Source organism: Variovorax sp. SRS16 (assembly GCF_901827165.1).
Taxonomy (GTDB): Bacteria; Pseudomonadota; Gammaproteobacteria; order Burkholderiales; family Burkholderiaceae_C; genus Variovorax.
On the sequence record NZ_LR594666.1, the window covers coordinates 1,432,746 to 1,447,930 of the forward strand.

The window sequence follows — 15,185 nt, forward strand, 5'->3', positions numbered from 1 at the left end:
TGCGGCCCGGCTAAGCCGGTTCCGCGGTGTTTCTGGAATTGAGATCGCGTGCAACTATCTATGCGCTTCATCAACTTCTGCGTGACGGCATTCGTGCTGTTGACGACTCTCTCGGCCCACGCACTGACCGTCGACGAAGCACGGGCCATTGCGATCGGCGACAGCGAAGACCGTATCGCCGCGCTGAACAAGGCAGTGATCGATGCCGACGACAAGACCGCCGCCTTCATCCAGGCCTTGAGTGACGACACCGTCAAGGTGAGCGCCGACAAGGTCTTCGTCATCAGGGACGACAAGGCCTTCGATCCGGTGAGCGGCATCGAGCTCAAGCTGCCCGACGACGCCGACGACGTGGTCAACAACAACCTGATGCGCGGCGCGCTCGATGCCGCGCAGTCCGCGCTCAAGCTCACGAGCAAGGACGATGCGGTGCGCGCCGAAGCCGCGGCCGCGCTGTTCAAGGAACCCGACGAATCGCGCTTGCCGCTGGTCGAGAAGGCGCTGGCGGCCGAGACGAACACCGGCATCAAGGCGAAGCTCGAACTCGTGCGGGATGCCTCGATGCTCACCAGCGCCGACAAGACGCGCCGCCTCGCCGCGGCCAAGGCGCTGGGGCAGAACAAGAACCCCGACACCAAGCTGCTGCTCAACCAGCGCCTGGCCGACGAGACCGAGGCGGATGTCAAGGCCGCGATCCAGGCCTCGATCGCGAGCATCGACGGCGCGCTGGTCTGGGGCGATCGCATCAACGCGATCTTCAGCGGCATCAGCCTCGGCTCGGTGTTGCTGCTGGCCGCGCTGGGCCTCGCGATCACCTATGGCCTGATGGGCGTGATCAACATGGCGCACGGCGAGCTGATGATGATCGGCGCCTATGCGACCTACGTGATGCAGGGCCTGTTCCAGCGCTACCTGCCGGAGTCGGCATTCGGCCTCTATCTCGTGGCGGCGATTCCCGTGTCCTTCCTCGCCTCGGCGCTGGTCGGCGCGGTGCTCGAACGCGGCGTGATCCGCTTCCTCTACGGCCGGCCGCTCGAGACGCTGCTGGCCACCTGGGGCATCAGCCTGATGCTGCAGCAATTGGTGCGTTCCTTCTTCGGCGCGCAGAACGTCGGCGTCGAGAACCCGAACTGGATGAGCGGCGGCTTCGCCATGCTGAGCAACGTGACGCTGCCGTGGAACCGCATCTGCATCATCGTCTTCGCCGGTCTCGTGCTGCTCGCGATGGGCTGGCTCATCGCCCGCACGCGCCTGGGCCTGTTCGTGCGCGGCGTCACGCAGAACCGGCCGATCGCCTCCTGCATGGGCGTGAACACCGCGCGCATCGACACCTACGCCTTCGCGCTCGGCTCCGGCATCGCGGGCCTCGCGGGCTGCGCGCTGTCGCAGATCGGCAATGTCGGCCCGGACCTCGGCCAGAACTACATCGTCGATTCGTTCATGGTGGTCGTGATGGGTGGCGTCGGCCAGCTCGCGGGCACCGTGTACGCGGCGATGGGGCTGGGCATTCTCAACAAGTTCATCGAAGGCTGGGCCGGCGCGGTGCTGGCCAAGATCGCCGTGCTGGTCTTCATCATCATCTTCATCCAGAAGCGCCCCCAAGGCATCTTCGCCGTCAAGGGCCGGAGCGCCGAGGCATGAGCGACGTCAAGCTTCCTTCCAGGGGCCCGCTGCTCAGCGGCAAGGGCTGGACCGGCTTCTTCGTCGCGCTGATCGTCGTCTGCGCGCTGGCGCCGGTGCTCAACATGGTGGTGTCGCCTGACAGCGCCTTCCACATGAGCGACTACGCCGTGGCCCTGGTCGGCAAGATCATGTGCTACGCGATCTGCGCACTGGCCATGGACCTGATCTGGGGCTACACCGGCATCCTTTCGCTGGGTCACGGCGTGTTCTTCGCGCTCGGCGGCTACATGATGGGCATGTATCTCATGCGCCAGATCGGGCGCGACGGCAACTACAAGAGCGACCTGCCGGACTTCATGGTGTTCCTCGACTGGAAGACGCTGCCCTGGCACTGGACTTTCAGCGGCAGCTTCGTCGCCACGCTGATCCTGATCGTCGCCGTACCGGCCGCGGTGGCCTTCGTGTTCGGCTTCTTCGCGTTCCGCTCGCGCATCAAGGGCGTGTACTTCTCGATCATCACGCAGGCCATGACCTTCGCGGCCATGCTGCTGTTCTTCCGCAACGAGACCGGCTTCGGCGGCAACAACGGCTTCACCGACTTCAAGCGCATTCTGGGCATTCCGATCGCGACCCGGGAGATGCGCATGACGCTGTTCGTGCTCACCGGCCTCACGCTGCTCGGCTTCTTCCTGTTCGCCAAATGGCTGATCGGCAGCAAGTTCGGCCGCGTGCTGCAGGCGATTCGCGACGCCGAGTCGCGCGTGATGTTCTCGGGCTACAACCCGCTCGGCTACAAGCTCAGCATCTGGGTCATCTCGGCCGTGATGTGCGGCGTGGCCGGTGCGCTCTATGTGCCGCAGGTGGGCATCATCAACCCCGGCGAGATGAGCGCGGCCAACTCGATCGAGATCGCGATCTGGGCCGCGGTCGGCGGCCGCGCGACGCTGATCGGGCCGATCCTCGGGGCCTTCATCGTCAATGGCGCCAAGAGCTGGCTCACCGTCGCGTATCCGGAATACTGGCTCTACTTCCTGGGGGCCCTGTTCATTGCTGTCACGCTGTTCCTGCCGAACGGCATCGTGGGGCTGGTGAAGAAATGGGCCTCGCGCGAGAGGACGGCGCCGAGCGAGGGCCGGCGCGAAGCGCAGCGCGCGGTGGCGGCGGAGCAGGGCGCCGAACCCGCCGCGCTGACACCGCTCGCGGCCGAACCGAAGGGAGCCCGCGCATGACACCCGACCTGATGGATGCCGGCGCCGAGCGCATCGCGCGCCACGCACACAGCGACTTCGCCAGCCTCACCGAATCGGGCGGCCGCGAGGCGGGCTATGGCCGGCACACGACGGTCGGCGAGGTCGACACCACGCACGGCCGCATCCTCTACCTCGAAGACGTGAGCGTGAGCTTCGACGGCTTCAAGGCGATCAACAAGCTCTCGCTCGACATCGCGCCCGGCGAGCTGCGCTGCATCATCGGCCCCAACGGCGCCGGCAAGACGACGATGATGGACATCATCACCGGCAAGACGCGGCCCGACGCAGGCACCGTGTTCTTCGGCAGCACCATCGACCTGCTGCGCCACAAGGAGGCCGAGATCGCGCAGCTCGGCATCGGCCGCAAGTTCCAGAAGCCGACGGTGTTCGAGCAGCTCACCGTGTTCGAGAACCTCGAGCTCGCGCTCAAGACCAACAAGGGCGTGAAGTCGTCGATGCTGTTCAGGCTCGACTCGGCGCAATGCGACCGGCTCGCGGAAGTGCTGCACACCATTCACCTCGAAGGCAGCGTGCTGCGCCTGGCGGGCAACCTGAGCCATGGCCAGAAGCAGTGGCTGGAGATCGGCATGCTGCTGATGCAGGATCCCAAGCTGCTGCTGCTCGACGAGCCGGTGGCCGGGATGACCGACGAGGAAACCGCGCGCACCGCGGAGCTGTTCCTGTCGCTCAAGGGCAAGCATTCGCTGATGGTGGTCGAGCACGACATGAGCTTCATCCGCGCGATCTCCGAGATCGTGACGGTGCTGTGCGATGGCTCGGTGCTGGCGCAGGGCACGCTCGACGAGGTGCAGGCCGACGAGCGCGTGATCGAGGTGTACCTGGGACGATAGCCATGCTCGAAGTCAAGAACATCCACCAGTACTACGGCGGCTCGCACATCCTGCGCGACGTGAGCTTCACGGCCATGCCGGGCAAGGTCACGGTCCTGCTCGGCCGCAATGGCGTTGGCAAGACGACGCTGCTCAAGTCGCTCATGGGCCTGGTGCCGATCAAGAGCGGCAGCATCGAGTTCGATGGCGCGCCGATCCAGCGGCAGACGCCCTACGAGCGCGCGCGCTCCGGCATGGGTTTCGTGCCGCAGGGCCGCGAGATCTTCGCCCGGCTCACGGTCGAGGAGAACCTGCGCATGGGCCTGGCCTACAAGCCCGGCAGCACGCCGATTCCGCCCGAGCTCTACGAGTTGTTCCCGGTGCTCAGGCAGATGCTGAACCGGCGCGGCGGCGATCTCTCGGGCGGCCAGCAGCAGCAGCTCGCCATCGCGCGCGCGCTGGCGCCGAAACCCAAGCTGCTGATCCTCGACGAGCCGACCGAGGGCATCCAGCCGAGCATCATCAAGGACATCGGCCGCGTGATCCGCATGCTGGCCGACCGCGGCGACATGGCGATCGTGCTGTGCGAGCAGTACTACGATTTCGCGCAGGAACTGGCCGATGACTACCTCGTGATGGAGCGCGGCGAGGTGATCGCGCGCGGGCTCGGCAAGGACATGGAGGCGCAGGGGGTGCGGCAGCTGGTGGCGATCTGACCGAGCCTCGCCGGGATCGTGGCGAGTCACGGTGGAATGCCGGGACAGTCGCGAATTGGGCGATGATGGCATCCACTGCGCGAGGCCATCTTGAACCGATACTTTCTCTCCCGTCGCCGCCTGGTCGGCGGCGCGCTGGCCGCCGCGTCGCTGGGCCATCCCTTCCTGCGCCTGCACGCGCAGCGCTGGCGCGATCGCGATCCGTTCACGCTCGGCGTCGCATCGGGCAGCCCGACGCCCGACGGCGTGGTGCTGTGGACGCGGCTCGCGCCCGATCCGCTGCAGGGCGGCGGCATGGGCAAGGCGCTCGTCGAGGTGGGCTGGGAAGTCGCCGAGGACGAGCGCTTTGCGCGCATCGCCGCGCGCGGCACCGCACGGGCCGTCGCTGCCGAGGCGCACTCGGTGCATGTCGAACTGCACGGCCTCGCGCCGGGCCGGCCTTACTGGTATCGCTTCAGGGCGGGCGATGCGCGCAGCCCCGTCGGCCGCACGCGCACCGCGCCCGCCGACGGCGACACGGCCACGCCCGCGCGGCTGGCCTTCGGCTCGTGCCAGCAGTACGAGCAGGGCTACTACGCGGCCTACCGCGACATGGCGACGCAGCCGATCGACTGCATGATCCATCTCGGCGACTACATCTACGAGACCTCCTGGGGCTCGCGCCACGTGCGGCATCACCAGACCGGCATCCCGACGCAACTGCCCGAGTTCCGCGACCGCTACGCGCTCTACAAGACCGATCCCGATCTGCAGGCCGCGCATGCCGCCTTCCCGTGGCTGGTGATCTGGGACGACCACGAGGTCGCCAACGACTACACCGACGATGTCTCGCCCCACACGGCCGATCCCGCGCAATTCCTCGCCATCCGCGCGGCCGCCTACCAGGCCTGGTACGAGCACATGCCGGTGCCCGCGAGCGCGCGGCCCAGCGGCGCCTCGGCGACCATCTACGGCCGCTATCGCTTCGGCCAGATGCTCGATGTGCTGCTGCTCGACGGCCGGCAGTACCGTTCGCACCACGCCTGCCTGCCGGGCCGCAGCGCCACGCCGCTGGTCGATTGCCCAGAGCGCAGCGCGCCCGCGCGCAGCTTTCTCGGCACCGCGCAGGAGGCATGGTTCGCGCGCGAACTGGTGCGGCCGCCCACGCAGTGGACCGTGATCGCGCAGACCACGCTGATGGCCGAGGCCGATCGCAAGGGGCCACCCGCGCACGGCTACTGGATGGATGGCTGGGACGGCTACGCGGCGGCGCGCACGCGGCTGCTCGATGCGGTGGCGGCGCTCAGGCCGCGCAACCCGCTCGTGATCAGCGGCGACGTGCATGCGTTCTGGGCGGCCGACCTGCGGCGCGAGCCTGGTGCGCCGATCGTGGCGACCGAATTCGTCGGCGGCGCGATCACTTCCGAAGGCCCGAGCGCGGCGGGCGTGGCCAACCTCCTGGCGAAGAATCCGCACCTGCGCTTCGGCCGCGGCGACAAGCGCGGCTACGCGCTGATGTCGCTCGATGCGCGCGGCTGCGCGGTCGAGTACCGTGCCGTGGACGACGAGAAGGTCGCCGGCTCCGCTGTCCGCCGGCTCGCGCGCTTCGCGGTGGAAGACGGCGCACCGGGCGTGCACATCGAATCCGCCTGAGCGGTCGGCGCACAGCGCGCGCATTCGACATCCTCAGGGTTTCCGCGGCCATCGTGACGGATTGCGCAGCGGCGCGCGTCGCCGAGGCCAAGCCCGGAACCGCCGCATGGCCCCGGCCACTCAACGAGGCAATCCTGCATGGCCACCGTGGGAGCCGGACGATCATGTTCACGCATTTCTTCACCTTCTGGCGAAAGCCGCGTCCCGTTCCTCCACCGGCGCCACGCAGCCCGGCCCCCTTGCCCGATGCAGTGGCCCGCATGCCAGCCGTCGCCCGGCTCTCCCGGCCGTCCGCCCGGGGCGACGGGCTTCGGGTCGAATACCACGCGGGACTGGTCGACGAACTGCGCGCGGAGCACGAAGGCCTGCTGGTGCTCTACGACGCGATCGGCCGTGCGATGGGGCAGAACCGGTGGCCCGAGGTCTCGGCGCAGCTGCGCAAGCTGCGCGGCATGCTGACCAGCCACCTGCTGAAGGAGCGCGTCAGCCTCTACTGCTACCTGCAGCGCGTGATCCCGGAGGACGACGACATGCATGCGCTTTTTCTCGGCTTCAAGATCGAGATGGGGGCCATCGGCAAGATCGCCTTCAACTTCGTCGATCGTCATGCCGCGTCCGAGGTGTTCGACGACCCGGCCAGACAGGCGGCCTTCCGTGAGCAGTACGCCTCCATCGGCCAGGTGCTGACCGACCGCATCGTGCGCGAGGAGGCGCAGCTCTATCCGATGTACCAGGCCAGATCGTCCGCCTGAGCGGACTCAGGGGCTGGGATCGGCCGTGGCGAGGCGTTCGCGCAGGCGCTGCGCGAAGGCCGCCAGTTCCTTGGCGTTCAGGTCCGACGCGGCCCAGAACTGCATGCCGGCCTCGGTCCAGTGCACGAGGTTGTAGCCGCGCCGCGCGGCGGACACGGGCACCGTGGGCGTGCCGTCCGGCGCCGGCCAGACGAACAGGTTGACGATGTGCGAGCCCGCGCGGTAGACCAGCGCGGCGACCGGCCGGCCGTCGAGGTAGTCGAGCCGGCCGCCCGTCAGCGGCAGGCCCTCGTCGGCGAGGTCCACCACCGGCGGCGAGAAGTCGAGCTTGCCCGCGAACCAGGGCTTGACGGTGTGGCGGTCCGACGAGGCGACGTCGGCCAGGTGCGAGCCCATGAGCGAGCGCACGTGGCTGTCGGTGACGGCATCGCTCAGCACGTCCTGCGCGGGCAGCACGAGCAGGCTCAGGGCCAGGCCCCAGGCGGTCGCGGCGCCGGCGCCGAACAGCGCGAGGCCGCGCAGCCAGGGCCATGCCGTTTGCCGGCTGCTGCGTCCCGGTGCGGAACGCTGCGCGTCGGCCATCCGCAGCGCGCCCTGGATGCGCCCGGCCAGCGCGGCCGGCGGTGCATGCCGCAGGCCCTCCTGGCGGATCAGCGCGTCGAGCGGGTCGTCTTCTTCAGGCATTGGCATCCCGTTCCCTTTCCTGTTTCGCCGCGGGAGCTTCCTCGCGCAATGCATCGCGCAGCAGGGCGCGGGCGCGCGACAGGCGCGACATCACCGTCCCGGCCGGGATGCCGGCGACGCGCGCGATGTCTTCATACGGCATTCCCTCCAGCTCGCGCAGCACGATCACTTCGCGAAAGGCCGGCGCCAGCGCCTCGATCGCCGCGTTGACGCGCCGGCCGCGGCTGCGCTGCTCCCAAAGCGCGGCAGGATCGCCGCCGTCCTGGGGCAGGGCGCTGATGCCGGCCGTATCGACCTGGCTGTCGCGCAACTCGTCGAACTCGACCTGGTCCGCCAGATGGCGATGCTGCCGCATGCAGTCGTAGCAGGCATTGCGCACGATGCCGAGCAGCCAGGGCCGCACGCTCTCGCCGCGCAGCGCGTCGTAGAAGCGGAAGGCGCGCAGGTACGCCTCCTGCACCGCGTCCTCGGCCTCGCGGTCGTCGCGCAGCAGCCAGCGCGCCAGGTTGTAGGCGGCGGGCAGGTGCGGCAGGGCCGCGGTCTCGAATCGAAGGGTGCGATCGGTCAACGGAGTCCTTCACTGCATGACGCGGCAGGGCGCGGATTTATTCCATGCCTTGCGCCCGCCTTCGATTCTCGTCAACCCGGTGCACCGATGGGTGACACATTCCACACATTGCGCAACGGAAATCGCCGGCGTTGCGGTTTAGCGCCGTGCTTCGTGCCATGCGAGATCTAGCATCACACTGCCATTCGAGAGGAGTTCGTCATGGAAACATCTCACGCAAAGCTGCAACCCCAGGACCCGTTCGCCGCCAAGCTGGGCCTCTACATGTTCTTCACGGGCGTGGTCGCCGCCGCGATCATGGCGGCCGCTTCGATGTTCTGTCCCTGATCCATTCGTTCAGCCGGCGTCCGCACCGAGCGGCGGCGCGATGTCTTCCAGCGCGCGCCGCTCGGCATCGACGCCCCAGCGCAGCGCGATCAGCCCCGCGACGATGACCAGCGCCGCGCCGATCGCATAGCCGACAGCGACCGCGCCGCGGCTGCCGGTTTCGATCAGCGCGCCGAACAGCACCGGCGCGACGAAGCCGCCGGCACCGGTGCCCACCGCGTAGAAGATCGAGATCGCGATCGCGCGCATCTCCAGCGGGAACACCTCGCTCACCGTGAGGTAGGCCGAACTGGCCGCCGCCGAGGCCAGAAAGAACACCGCCGACCAGCACAGCGCCTGGCTGCGCGCATCGAGCCAGCCTTGCATGAAGGCCCAGCCGGTCAGCGCCAGCCCGACGCCCGACAGCACATAGGTCAGCGCGATCATGCGCCGCCGGCCCACGCGGTCGAACAGCGGGCCCAGCACCAGCGGCCCCAGCACGTTGCCGAGCGCAAATGGAAAGATATAGAGCGCAACCCGGCCCTCGGGCACGCCGTGGAAGCGCGTCAACACCAGCGCGTAGGTGAAGAAGATCGCGTTGTAGAAGAAGGCCTGCGAGATCATCAGCGCGAGCGCGACGATGCTGCGCTGCGGATAGCGCTTGAACAGCACGTGCGCCACCTCGCGCCATGCCGGACTCGCGCGGGTGCCGAAGGCTGCGCCGCCGGCGGCGGGCGCGAGCGGCCCGTGCCGCGTGGCGACTTCGGCCTCGATGCCGGCGACGATGCGCTGCGCTTCGTCGGCGCGGCCGTGCGACATCAGCCAGCGCGGGCTCTCGGGCACGTCGCGCCGCACCAGCAGGATCGCCACCGCGAGGAACGCACCGAGGCCGAAGCCCGCACGCCAGCCCCACACCGGGCCGAGCACGCGCGGATCGAGCAGCCACAGGCTCATGCCGGCGCCGAGCGCCGCGCCGATCCAGAAGCTGCCGTTGATGGCCAGGTTCACCCGGCCGCGCACGCGCGCCGGGATCAGCTCGTCGATGGCCGAGTTGATGGCCGCGTATTCGCCGCCGATGCCCAGGCCGGTCATGAAGCGGCACAGCGCGAAGAAGGCGAAGTCCGGCGAGAAGGCGGTGGCCAGCGTCGCCGCGGTGTAGACCGCCAGCGTGACGAGGAACAGTTTCTTGCGCCCCAGCCGATCGGCCAGCCGGCCGAAGACCAGCGCGCCGACCACCGCGCCGCCGATGTAGAGCGAGCCGCTCCAGCCGACCTGTGCGGCGTTCAGCGCCAGCGTGTCGGCGCGCTCGAGCACGCTGCCGATCGAGCCGACCAGCGTGACCTCCAGCCCGTCGAGGACCCAGGCCACGCCCAGCGCGATCACCACCCGCCAGTGCCAGCGCGACCATGGCAGGCGGTCGAGGCGCGCGGGGATGTCGCTGTGCGCGGCCGTCATACGAAGCTCGGGGGTTGCATGGCGCCCCAGTCTAGGCAGTCGCGCGGCGCGCTTTCGTCGGACGAGGGCCTGTTCGCCGCTGGCCGCGCCTAGGTCGCCCAGATCCGCGGCGAGGGTCCGCGCAGGTTCCACAGCTCGGCGCGCCAGGCCTGCCAGATCGTGCGCAGCAGCTGCATCGCAGGCTCCACCAGCGGCGCCAGCACGCGCAGCACGATGACCTCTTCGTGCGGACTGGTCGTGCCGGCGCTCGCGCACAGCACGTGGTCTTCGATGAGCGCCCTTGCGACATCGAGCGCCGCGCCGCGCCGCGCACGCGCGATCGGCGTGCCGGCGACGAAGAACATCGAGGCGAGGCAGCGATGGCCGGCCAGGCCGATCGGGCTTTGCAGCAGGCGCCGGTCAGCGGCGTCGATGCGTCCGCGTTCCAGCCACACGCCCGGTACTTCGACGTGCTGTTGCAGGCGGCCGTGTTCGAAGGGCTTGCCGGCGCCCGGCAGGCCGAGCGCGCTCAGGTCCCAGCCGATCAGCTCGGCGCCGGGCTCGGCCCTGAGCGTGAGCCGGTTCTCCGCGCGGCAGCCGCTGTAGCAGATCGCTTCGAGCGGCAGCCATTCGAGGCGCGCGCCGGCCTCGGCGACCAGCGCGGTGCGTTGCAATGCGAGCTCGCCTTCGGAGCGGTAGAAGCGCGTCGCGCCCGGCGTGGTGATGAGCCCGTGGCTGCCCGCCGCGGCGCACACGCGCAAGTCGAGCGTGTCGCCGCCGACCAGGCCGCCCGGCGGATGCACCAGCACGTTGTGGCAGATCGCGTCGCCCTCGGGATAAAGGCTTTGCAGGATGCGCAGTGGGCCTTCGTGGCGAAAGCGCGCGACGCTGCGCGCGTCTTCAAGCCGATAGTCGAGGTCGAGTTGCGCGTGCCAGGGCATGGGTCGAGTGTAGGGACTCCGCGGGCCGGCTTGCGCGGCGCCCTTGCGTCTCGTCCCGGTCCGCTCGCGATCAGGCCATCGGGAACGGAATGCCCACGATCGTCTTGACGGTGAGCAGGAACACCGGGTCTTCCAGCGGCCGCTGCTTCGGCAACGCGAAGCCGACCTCGAAGTACGGGCTCGTGCCGCACAGGGTGGTGTTCGCGGCCACGAACGCAAAGCACATCAGGAACTCGCTCGCGTGGCGAAGTGCTTCGACGCCGAAGTCGATCGTCAGCAGACGCCAGCTGCCCCGGCCCTTCAGGAACGGTGCGATCAACTGGATCGCCCGCGGCTCCAGGTAGAACCGGCTTTGCACGATCGCGATGGCCTTGTCGATGCCGAGCGGGCTGGGCCCGTTTCCATCGGCTGCCACGACGATCTCCGTGTCGTCGGCGAGTCTCGTCATCCATTGCTCGTGCGGCATCGACGCCGAGAGTCTGCGGATTCGAACGAATTCACCGAGCTTCGTCACGAGGTTTCGAAGCAAGAAACGGAGTGCCATTGTCGGCGTGCGTGCCTAAGGTTCGGGCAAGGAGACGCGATCCTGCTTCTCTTTCAACCCCATCCATTGAAGGAAATATCACCATGTCCAAAGAAGACGACAACAAGGCCGTCGTCGGCCGCTGGTTCACCGATTTCTGGGGCAAGACCTGCAATCTCGACATCGTCGATCAGCTTGCTGCGCCCGATATGCTGCTGCACTACTCGCTGCATGAGCCGCGTCGTGGCCGCGAAGACATCAAGGCCTTCATGACCGATTTTCGCGAGGCGTTTCCCGACCTTCACTTCTGGGGCGCTGCCGACCTCATCGCCGAGGGCGACCACGTGGTGGGCCGCTGGGAAGGCGGCGGTACGCACACCGGGCCGGCCTTCAGCGACTTTCTCATCGGATCGCTGCCGGCCGCGACGGGCAGGAAGATGCACTTCACCGGCACGACCGTGCTGCGGCTCCAGGACGGCAGGATCGTCGAGGAGATCGGCCTGGACGACGGCGTCAAGGCGCTGCAGCAACTCGGACTCCTCCACGCGGAAGCCCGCTGAAAGAGACCCGTTTCCTCAACCCGAAGCCAGCCGCGCGACCGCGCGCTCCAGTCCGCCGCGGCCGTACGGAATGCGCTGCACCGTCATCGCTGCTTCCACGCCGGCCAGGCAGCCGAGGATCATCGCCGCGTTCATGTCGCCCAGATGGCCGATGCGAAAGGCCCGGCCGGCGAGCGGCCCGAGGCCGCCCGCGATCGCGACCTGGAAGCGCTCGCGTGCAACGTTGCGGATCGCTTCGGGATCGATGCCGGGTCCGACCGCGATGGTCGTCACCGACACCGAGCGCGAGGCCGGCACTTGCGCGAAGAAGCGCAGCGCGCCGGCCTCGCTCCAGCATTCGATCGCGGCATGCACCGCGTCGGCAATGAGCCGATGGCGGGCGATCACCTCGGCCACGCCTTCGCGGAAGATCAGCGCGAGCGCCGCTTCCATGCCGGCGAGCAGGCTCTGCGGCGGCGTGCCGCAGAACTTGCGGTACGCGTGCGGGCTCTGTCGCAGCGGCCAGTCCCAGTAGTAGCGCGGCGCGCGGTTGCGGCGCGAGACCTCCATCGCCGCCTCGTTGACCGCGACGAACGCGAGCCCGGGCGGCACCATCAAGCCCTTCTGGCTGGCGCCGAGCGCGACATCGACGCGCAGCGCATCCATCGCGAACGGCGCGGCCGCCAGCGATGCCACGACATCGACCACGAACAGCGCCGGGTGCCCGCTGCGATCGATCGCGGCGCGCAGCGCGGCCAGGTCGTTGGTGACGCCGCTGGCGGTGTCGGTGTGGACGATGAAGACGGCGACGATCTCGTGCGCCGCGTCGGCGCGAAGCACGGCTTCGACGTCGGCCGGATCGACCGGCAGTCCTTCGGTCCATGGCGTGCGGATCACGCGGCCGCCCATCGCCTCGGTCTGCACCGCCCACGATTCCGAGAAGTGGCCGGTGCTGGCCACCAGCACGGCCTGGCCGGGCGCGACCAGGTTCGCGATCACCGCTTCCCAGGCGCCGTGACCATTCGCGGCGTAGAGATAGATGTCGGAGCGCTCGGTCTCGAGCAGACGCTTCAACCCCGTCTCGCAGGCGGCGATGCACAGATTCAGGCGCGGATCGGCCAGGTCCATCGGCTGGCGGCTCATGGCATGCACGACTTCGTCGGGCACGCGGCTCGGCCCCGGGGAATGGAGAAAGCGGTAACCGGGCAGGCGAGGGGCGTCGTTCATGCGGAGGGCTCGTTCGATGCGGTGATCCGTCGATGCTAGCCGGCTTGCAGGAGGCGGCTCAGCCTTCCCAGGCACCCACATGCGCGGCGCTCGCCTCGTCGAGCAGCGCCGGCCCGATGCATTCGACCGCATGCGGCGAGGACTGGAGGATGTCGCGGCACGACAGCACGCCATCGCGCGCGTCGCCGCGAAACGCGCGCAGCCGTGCGCCATCGATGCCGAACACCACGCGGCCGATGTCGGACCAGAAGATCGCGCCCGCGCACATCACGCAGGGTTCGCCGGACGCGTACAGCGTGGCGGCGGCCAGTTCCTCGCTCGGCAGCTTGCGCTCGCTCAGCATGCGAACGACGTTGAGTTCGGCGTGGCCGGTGAGGTCGCCGGTCTCGGCCGTGTTGCAGTAGGCCTCGGCCAGCACCTCGCCGGTGGCCGACACCACCAGCGCGCCGAAGGGTCGGTTGCCGCGCCGCCGTGCCGCATGCGACCAGACGATGGCCTTGCGCAGGTAGCGGCCGTCGCGTTCGTCGAGCTGGACTTCGGCGGGAAAGGTGGGTGGAGGAGGTGAACTCATGCTTTCATGCTACGTGGGCCGCGCGCCGGGGGCGCCGCAGGGTCGAAATGACCGGATCAGGCACTTTGACTTTAGCGCACCGCGCGGATGCGGGCGCGGCTACCATCCGGCCCACTTTCCAACCAGGAGAATTCCATGAGCATCACGATCCGGCGCGACGGCATCCATGGCACGCAGCACACCCTGCGCATTCGCGGCCATCGGATCACGGTCGATGTCGACGACGCGGCGGGCGGGCACGATGCCGGGCCGACGCCGCACGATCTCTACGACGCGTCGCTCGCTGCCTGCAAGGCGCTGACGGTGCTGGTCTATGCCAGGCGCAAGAACATTCCGGTCGAGGACATCGAGGTCGTGGCGGACCGCGATGCCAGCGAGGAGCGCAAGGGCGTCTACCGGCTCAACACCACGCTGCACGTCACCGGCGCGCTCAGCGAGGAGCAGCGGCAGGAGCTGCTGCGCGTGGCGGGCAAGTGCCCGGTGCATCGGCTGATGACCGAGGTCAGGACGGAGATCGAGACGCGCCTGGTCTGAGCCCGCAGCGCTGCAGCCCATTGCAGTCATTGAAAGAGCCGATGAATATATAAAGATTCACCCGTTTACCGATCAAAGGTCCGCTGCGAGCATTCGTTCATCGAACCCGCAGAGGACACCATGATCATCGATACCAGCTGCTATCCCACCAACCTCGTCGACCTTGCGTGGCGCCATGACGGCGAGCCCTTCACCGGCGAGCGCCTGATCCGCATGCTGGACGGGCCCTACACCATCAACGGCAAGCCGCGGCGCATCGACCGCGCCTTCATCCAGCCGCCGCAGGGCAACACCATCTACACCTGGACCGATGGCGAGCAGACCGGCCGCGAGGCGATCGACGCCTACATGGCCTACACGCTCGAGATGGTGCAGAAGTACCCGGAGCGCTTCATCGGCTGCTTCGTCTACAACCCGCGCTGCGGCGTGCAGAACGGCGTCGAGGCGATCGAGCGTTATGCCACCGAGCATGGCTTCAAGATGGTCCAGCTGCAGGCCAACATGCATGCCTACCGGCCCGACCGCGCGCTCGACTGGGTGCGGCCCGCGCTGCAGAAATGCGCCGAGCTCGGCCTGCTGGTCAAGCTGCACATCGGCGACGGGCCCTACAGCATCCCGACCGAATGGGTGCCGATGATCAAGGAGTTCCCGAGCGTCAACTTCATCATGGCGCACTTCGGCGTGCAGACCGGCGGCGTGTACTGCTTCGAGCCTTTCCAGTGGGCGCAGGAACTGCCCAACGTGTATTGCGAATCGGGCTGGTGCCTGCAGTCGCGCATCGTCGAGTTCGCCAAGGTGCTGCCCAAGCACAAGATCCTCTACGGCTCGGACACGCCGCCCAACGAACCCGGCATGTGGCTGCGTCTCTTGGAAGTGCTTTGCCACGAGCCGCCGCAGGGCCTGAACCTCGACGAGGACTCGCTCGAGGACTACCTCGGCAACAACCTGGCGCGAATGATCGGCATCGAACCGAGCCCGCCGCCGCGCAGCTTCGAAGAAGCCCGCGACCGCCTGGCCGATGCGGCCGAGAAGGCCCCCGTCACCACGCGCTGAAC

The 15,185-nt window shown here is 68.5% G+C and carries 17 protein-coding genes; 10 read left to right on the forward strand and 7 right to left on the reverse strand.

Annotated elements, in window-relative coordinates; all coding sequences use genetic code 11:
- The first annotated feature begins 60 nt into the window (after positions 1-60).
- The 6 genes from urtB (at position 61) to E5P2_RS06940 (ending at position 6,803) form a co-directional block, all read left to right on the forward strand.
- Positions 61-1,641 (forward strand): urea ABC transporter permease subunit UrtB, encoded by a 1,581-nt coding sequence (urtB, locus tag E5P2_RS06915; RefSeq protein ID WP_174262712.1) that lies wholly within the window; start codon positions 61-63, stop codon positions 1,639-1,641.
- Positions 1,638-2,852 (forward strand): urea ABC transporter permease subunit UrtC, encoded by a 1,215-nt coding sequence (gene urtC, locus E5P2_RS06920; protein WP_162566399.1) that lies wholly within the window; start codon positions 1,638-1,640, stop codon positions 2,850-2,852. The genes urtB and urtC overlap by 4 nt, the downstream gene beginning before the upstream one ends.
- The gene (urtD, locus tag E5P2_RS06925; protein ID WP_162566400.1) at positions 2,849-3,724 is read left to right on the forward strand and encodes an urea ABC transporter ATP-binding protein UrtD; all 876 of its coding nucleotides are present in this window, start codon (positions 2,849-2,851) and stop codon (positions 3,722-3,724) included. Before urtC ends, urtD begins: the two co-directional genes overlap by 4 nt.
- Before the next feature lie 2 nt (positions 3,725-3,726).
- Entirely contained in the window at positions 3,727-4,419 is a 693-nt protein-coding gene (gene urtE, locus E5P2_RS06930; protein ID WP_162566401.1) for an urea ABC transporter ATP-binding subunit UrtE, read from the forward strand.
- A gap of 90 nt (positions 4,420-4,509) precedes the next feature.
- A complete protein-coding gene (locus tag E5P2_RS06935; RefSeq protein ID WP_162566402.1) occupies positions 4,510-6,051 on the forward strand; it encodes an alkaline phosphatase D family protein in 1,542 nt (513 codons plus the stop codon).
- A 260-nt stretch (positions 6,052-6,311) separates the two neighbouring features.
- Entirely contained in the window at positions 6,312-6,803 is a 492-nt protein-coding gene (locus E5P2_RS06940; RefSeq protein WP_162566403.1) for a hemerythrin domain-containing protein, read from the forward strand.
- 6 nt (positions 6,804-6,809) lie between these two features.
- Here E5P2_RS06940 and E5P2_RS06945 read toward each other — a convergent pair whose 3' ends face one another.
- Together E5P2_RS06945 and E5P2_RS06950 are read right to left on the reverse strand one after the other, a co-directional pair.
- Positions 6,810-7,487: an anti-sigma factor family protein gene (locus tag E5P2_RS06945; RefSeq protein ID WP_162570372.1), complete on the reverse strand. Its 678-nt coding sequence runs from the start codon at positions 7,485-7,487 to the stop codon at positions 6,810-6,812.
- Complete coding sequence (locus E5P2_RS06950; RefSeq protein ID WP_162566404.1) at positions 7,480-8,055, reverse strand: sigma-70 family RNA polymerase sigma factor; 576 nt, start codon at positions 8,053-8,055, stop codon at positions 7,480-7,482. The genes E5P2_RS06945 and E5P2_RS06950 overlap by 8 nt, the downstream gene beginning before the upstream one ends.
- 201 nt (positions 8,056-8,256) lie before the next feature.
- Here E5P2_RS06950 and E5P2_RS38135 point away from each other — a divergent pair, with 201 nt between their 5' ends.
- Positions 8,257-8,382, forward strand: coding sequence for a hypothetical protein (locus E5P2_RS38135; protein WP_269475666.1), 126 nt, complete (start codon positions 8,257-8,259; stop codon positions 8,380-8,382).
- Between the two features lie 9 nt (positions 8,383-8,391).
- Here the strand turns inward: E5P2_RS38135 and E5P2_RS06955 are convergent, their stop codons facing one another.
- The 3 genes from E5P2_RS06955 to E5P2_RS06965 form a co-directional block, all read right to left on the reverse strand.
- Positions 8,392-9,816: an MFS transporter gene (locus tag E5P2_RS06955; protein WP_162566405.1), complete on the reverse strand. Its 1,425-nt coding sequence runs from the start codon at positions 9,814-9,816 to the stop codon at positions 8,392-8,394.
- 89 nt (positions 9,817-9,905) lie between these two features.
- The gene (locus tag E5P2_RS06960; protein ID WP_162566406.1) at positions 9,906-10,736 is read right to left on the reverse strand and encodes an urease accessory protein UreD; all 831 of its coding nucleotides are present in this window, start codon (positions 10,734-10,736) and stop codon (positions 9,906-9,908) included.
- Positions 10,737-10,806: 70 nt separating this feature from the next.
- Positions 10,807-11,184: a hypothetical protein gene (locus E5P2_RS06965; protein ID WP_162566407.1), complete on the reverse strand. Its 378-nt coding sequence runs from the start codon at positions 11,182-11,184 to the stop codon at positions 10,807-10,809.
- A 179-nt stretch (positions 11,185-11,363) separates the two neighbouring features.
- Here E5P2_RS06965 and E5P2_RS06970 point away from each other — a divergent pair, with 179 nt between their 5' ends.
- A complete protein-coding gene (locus tag E5P2_RS06970; RefSeq protein ID WP_162566408.1) occupies positions 11,364-11,819 on the forward strand; it encodes an ester cyclase in 456 nt (151 codons plus the stop codon).
- A gap of 15 nt (positions 11,820-11,834) precedes the next feature.
- Here the strand turns inward: E5P2_RS06970 and E5P2_RS06975 are convergent, their stop codons facing one another.
- Both E5P2_RS06975 and E5P2_RS06980 read right to left on the reverse strand, forming a co-directional pair.
- Positions 11,835-13,025 (reverse strand): pyridoxal-phosphate-dependent aminotransferase family protein, encoded by a 1,191-nt coding sequence (locus E5P2_RS06975; RefSeq protein ID WP_162566409.1) that lies wholly within the window; start codon positions 13,023-13,025, stop codon positions 11,835-11,837.
- Positions 13,026-13,083: 58 nt separating this feature from the next.
- Entirely contained in the window at positions 13,084-13,596 is a 513-nt protein-coding gene (locus E5P2_RS06980; protein WP_162566410.1) for a nucleoside deaminase, read from the reverse strand.
- Positions 13,597-13,731: 135 nt separating this feature from the next.
- Between E5P2_RS06980 and E5P2_RS06985 the strand changes: the two genes are divergently transcribed.
- Together E5P2_RS06985 and E5P2_RS06990 are read left to right on the forward strand one after the other, a co-directional pair.
- Positions 13,732-14,130 (forward strand): OsmC family protein, encoded by a 399-nt coding sequence (locus E5P2_RS06985; protein ID WP_162566411.1) that lies wholly within the window; start codon positions 13,732-13,734, stop codon positions 14,128-14,130.
- A 120-nt stretch (positions 14,131-14,250) separates the two neighbouring features.
- Complete coding sequence (locus E5P2_RS06990; protein WP_162566412.1) at positions 14,251-15,183, forward strand: amidohydrolase family protein; 933 nt, start codon at positions 14,251-14,253, stop codon at positions 15,181-15,183.
- Positions 15,184-15,185: the final 2 nt, after the last annotated feature.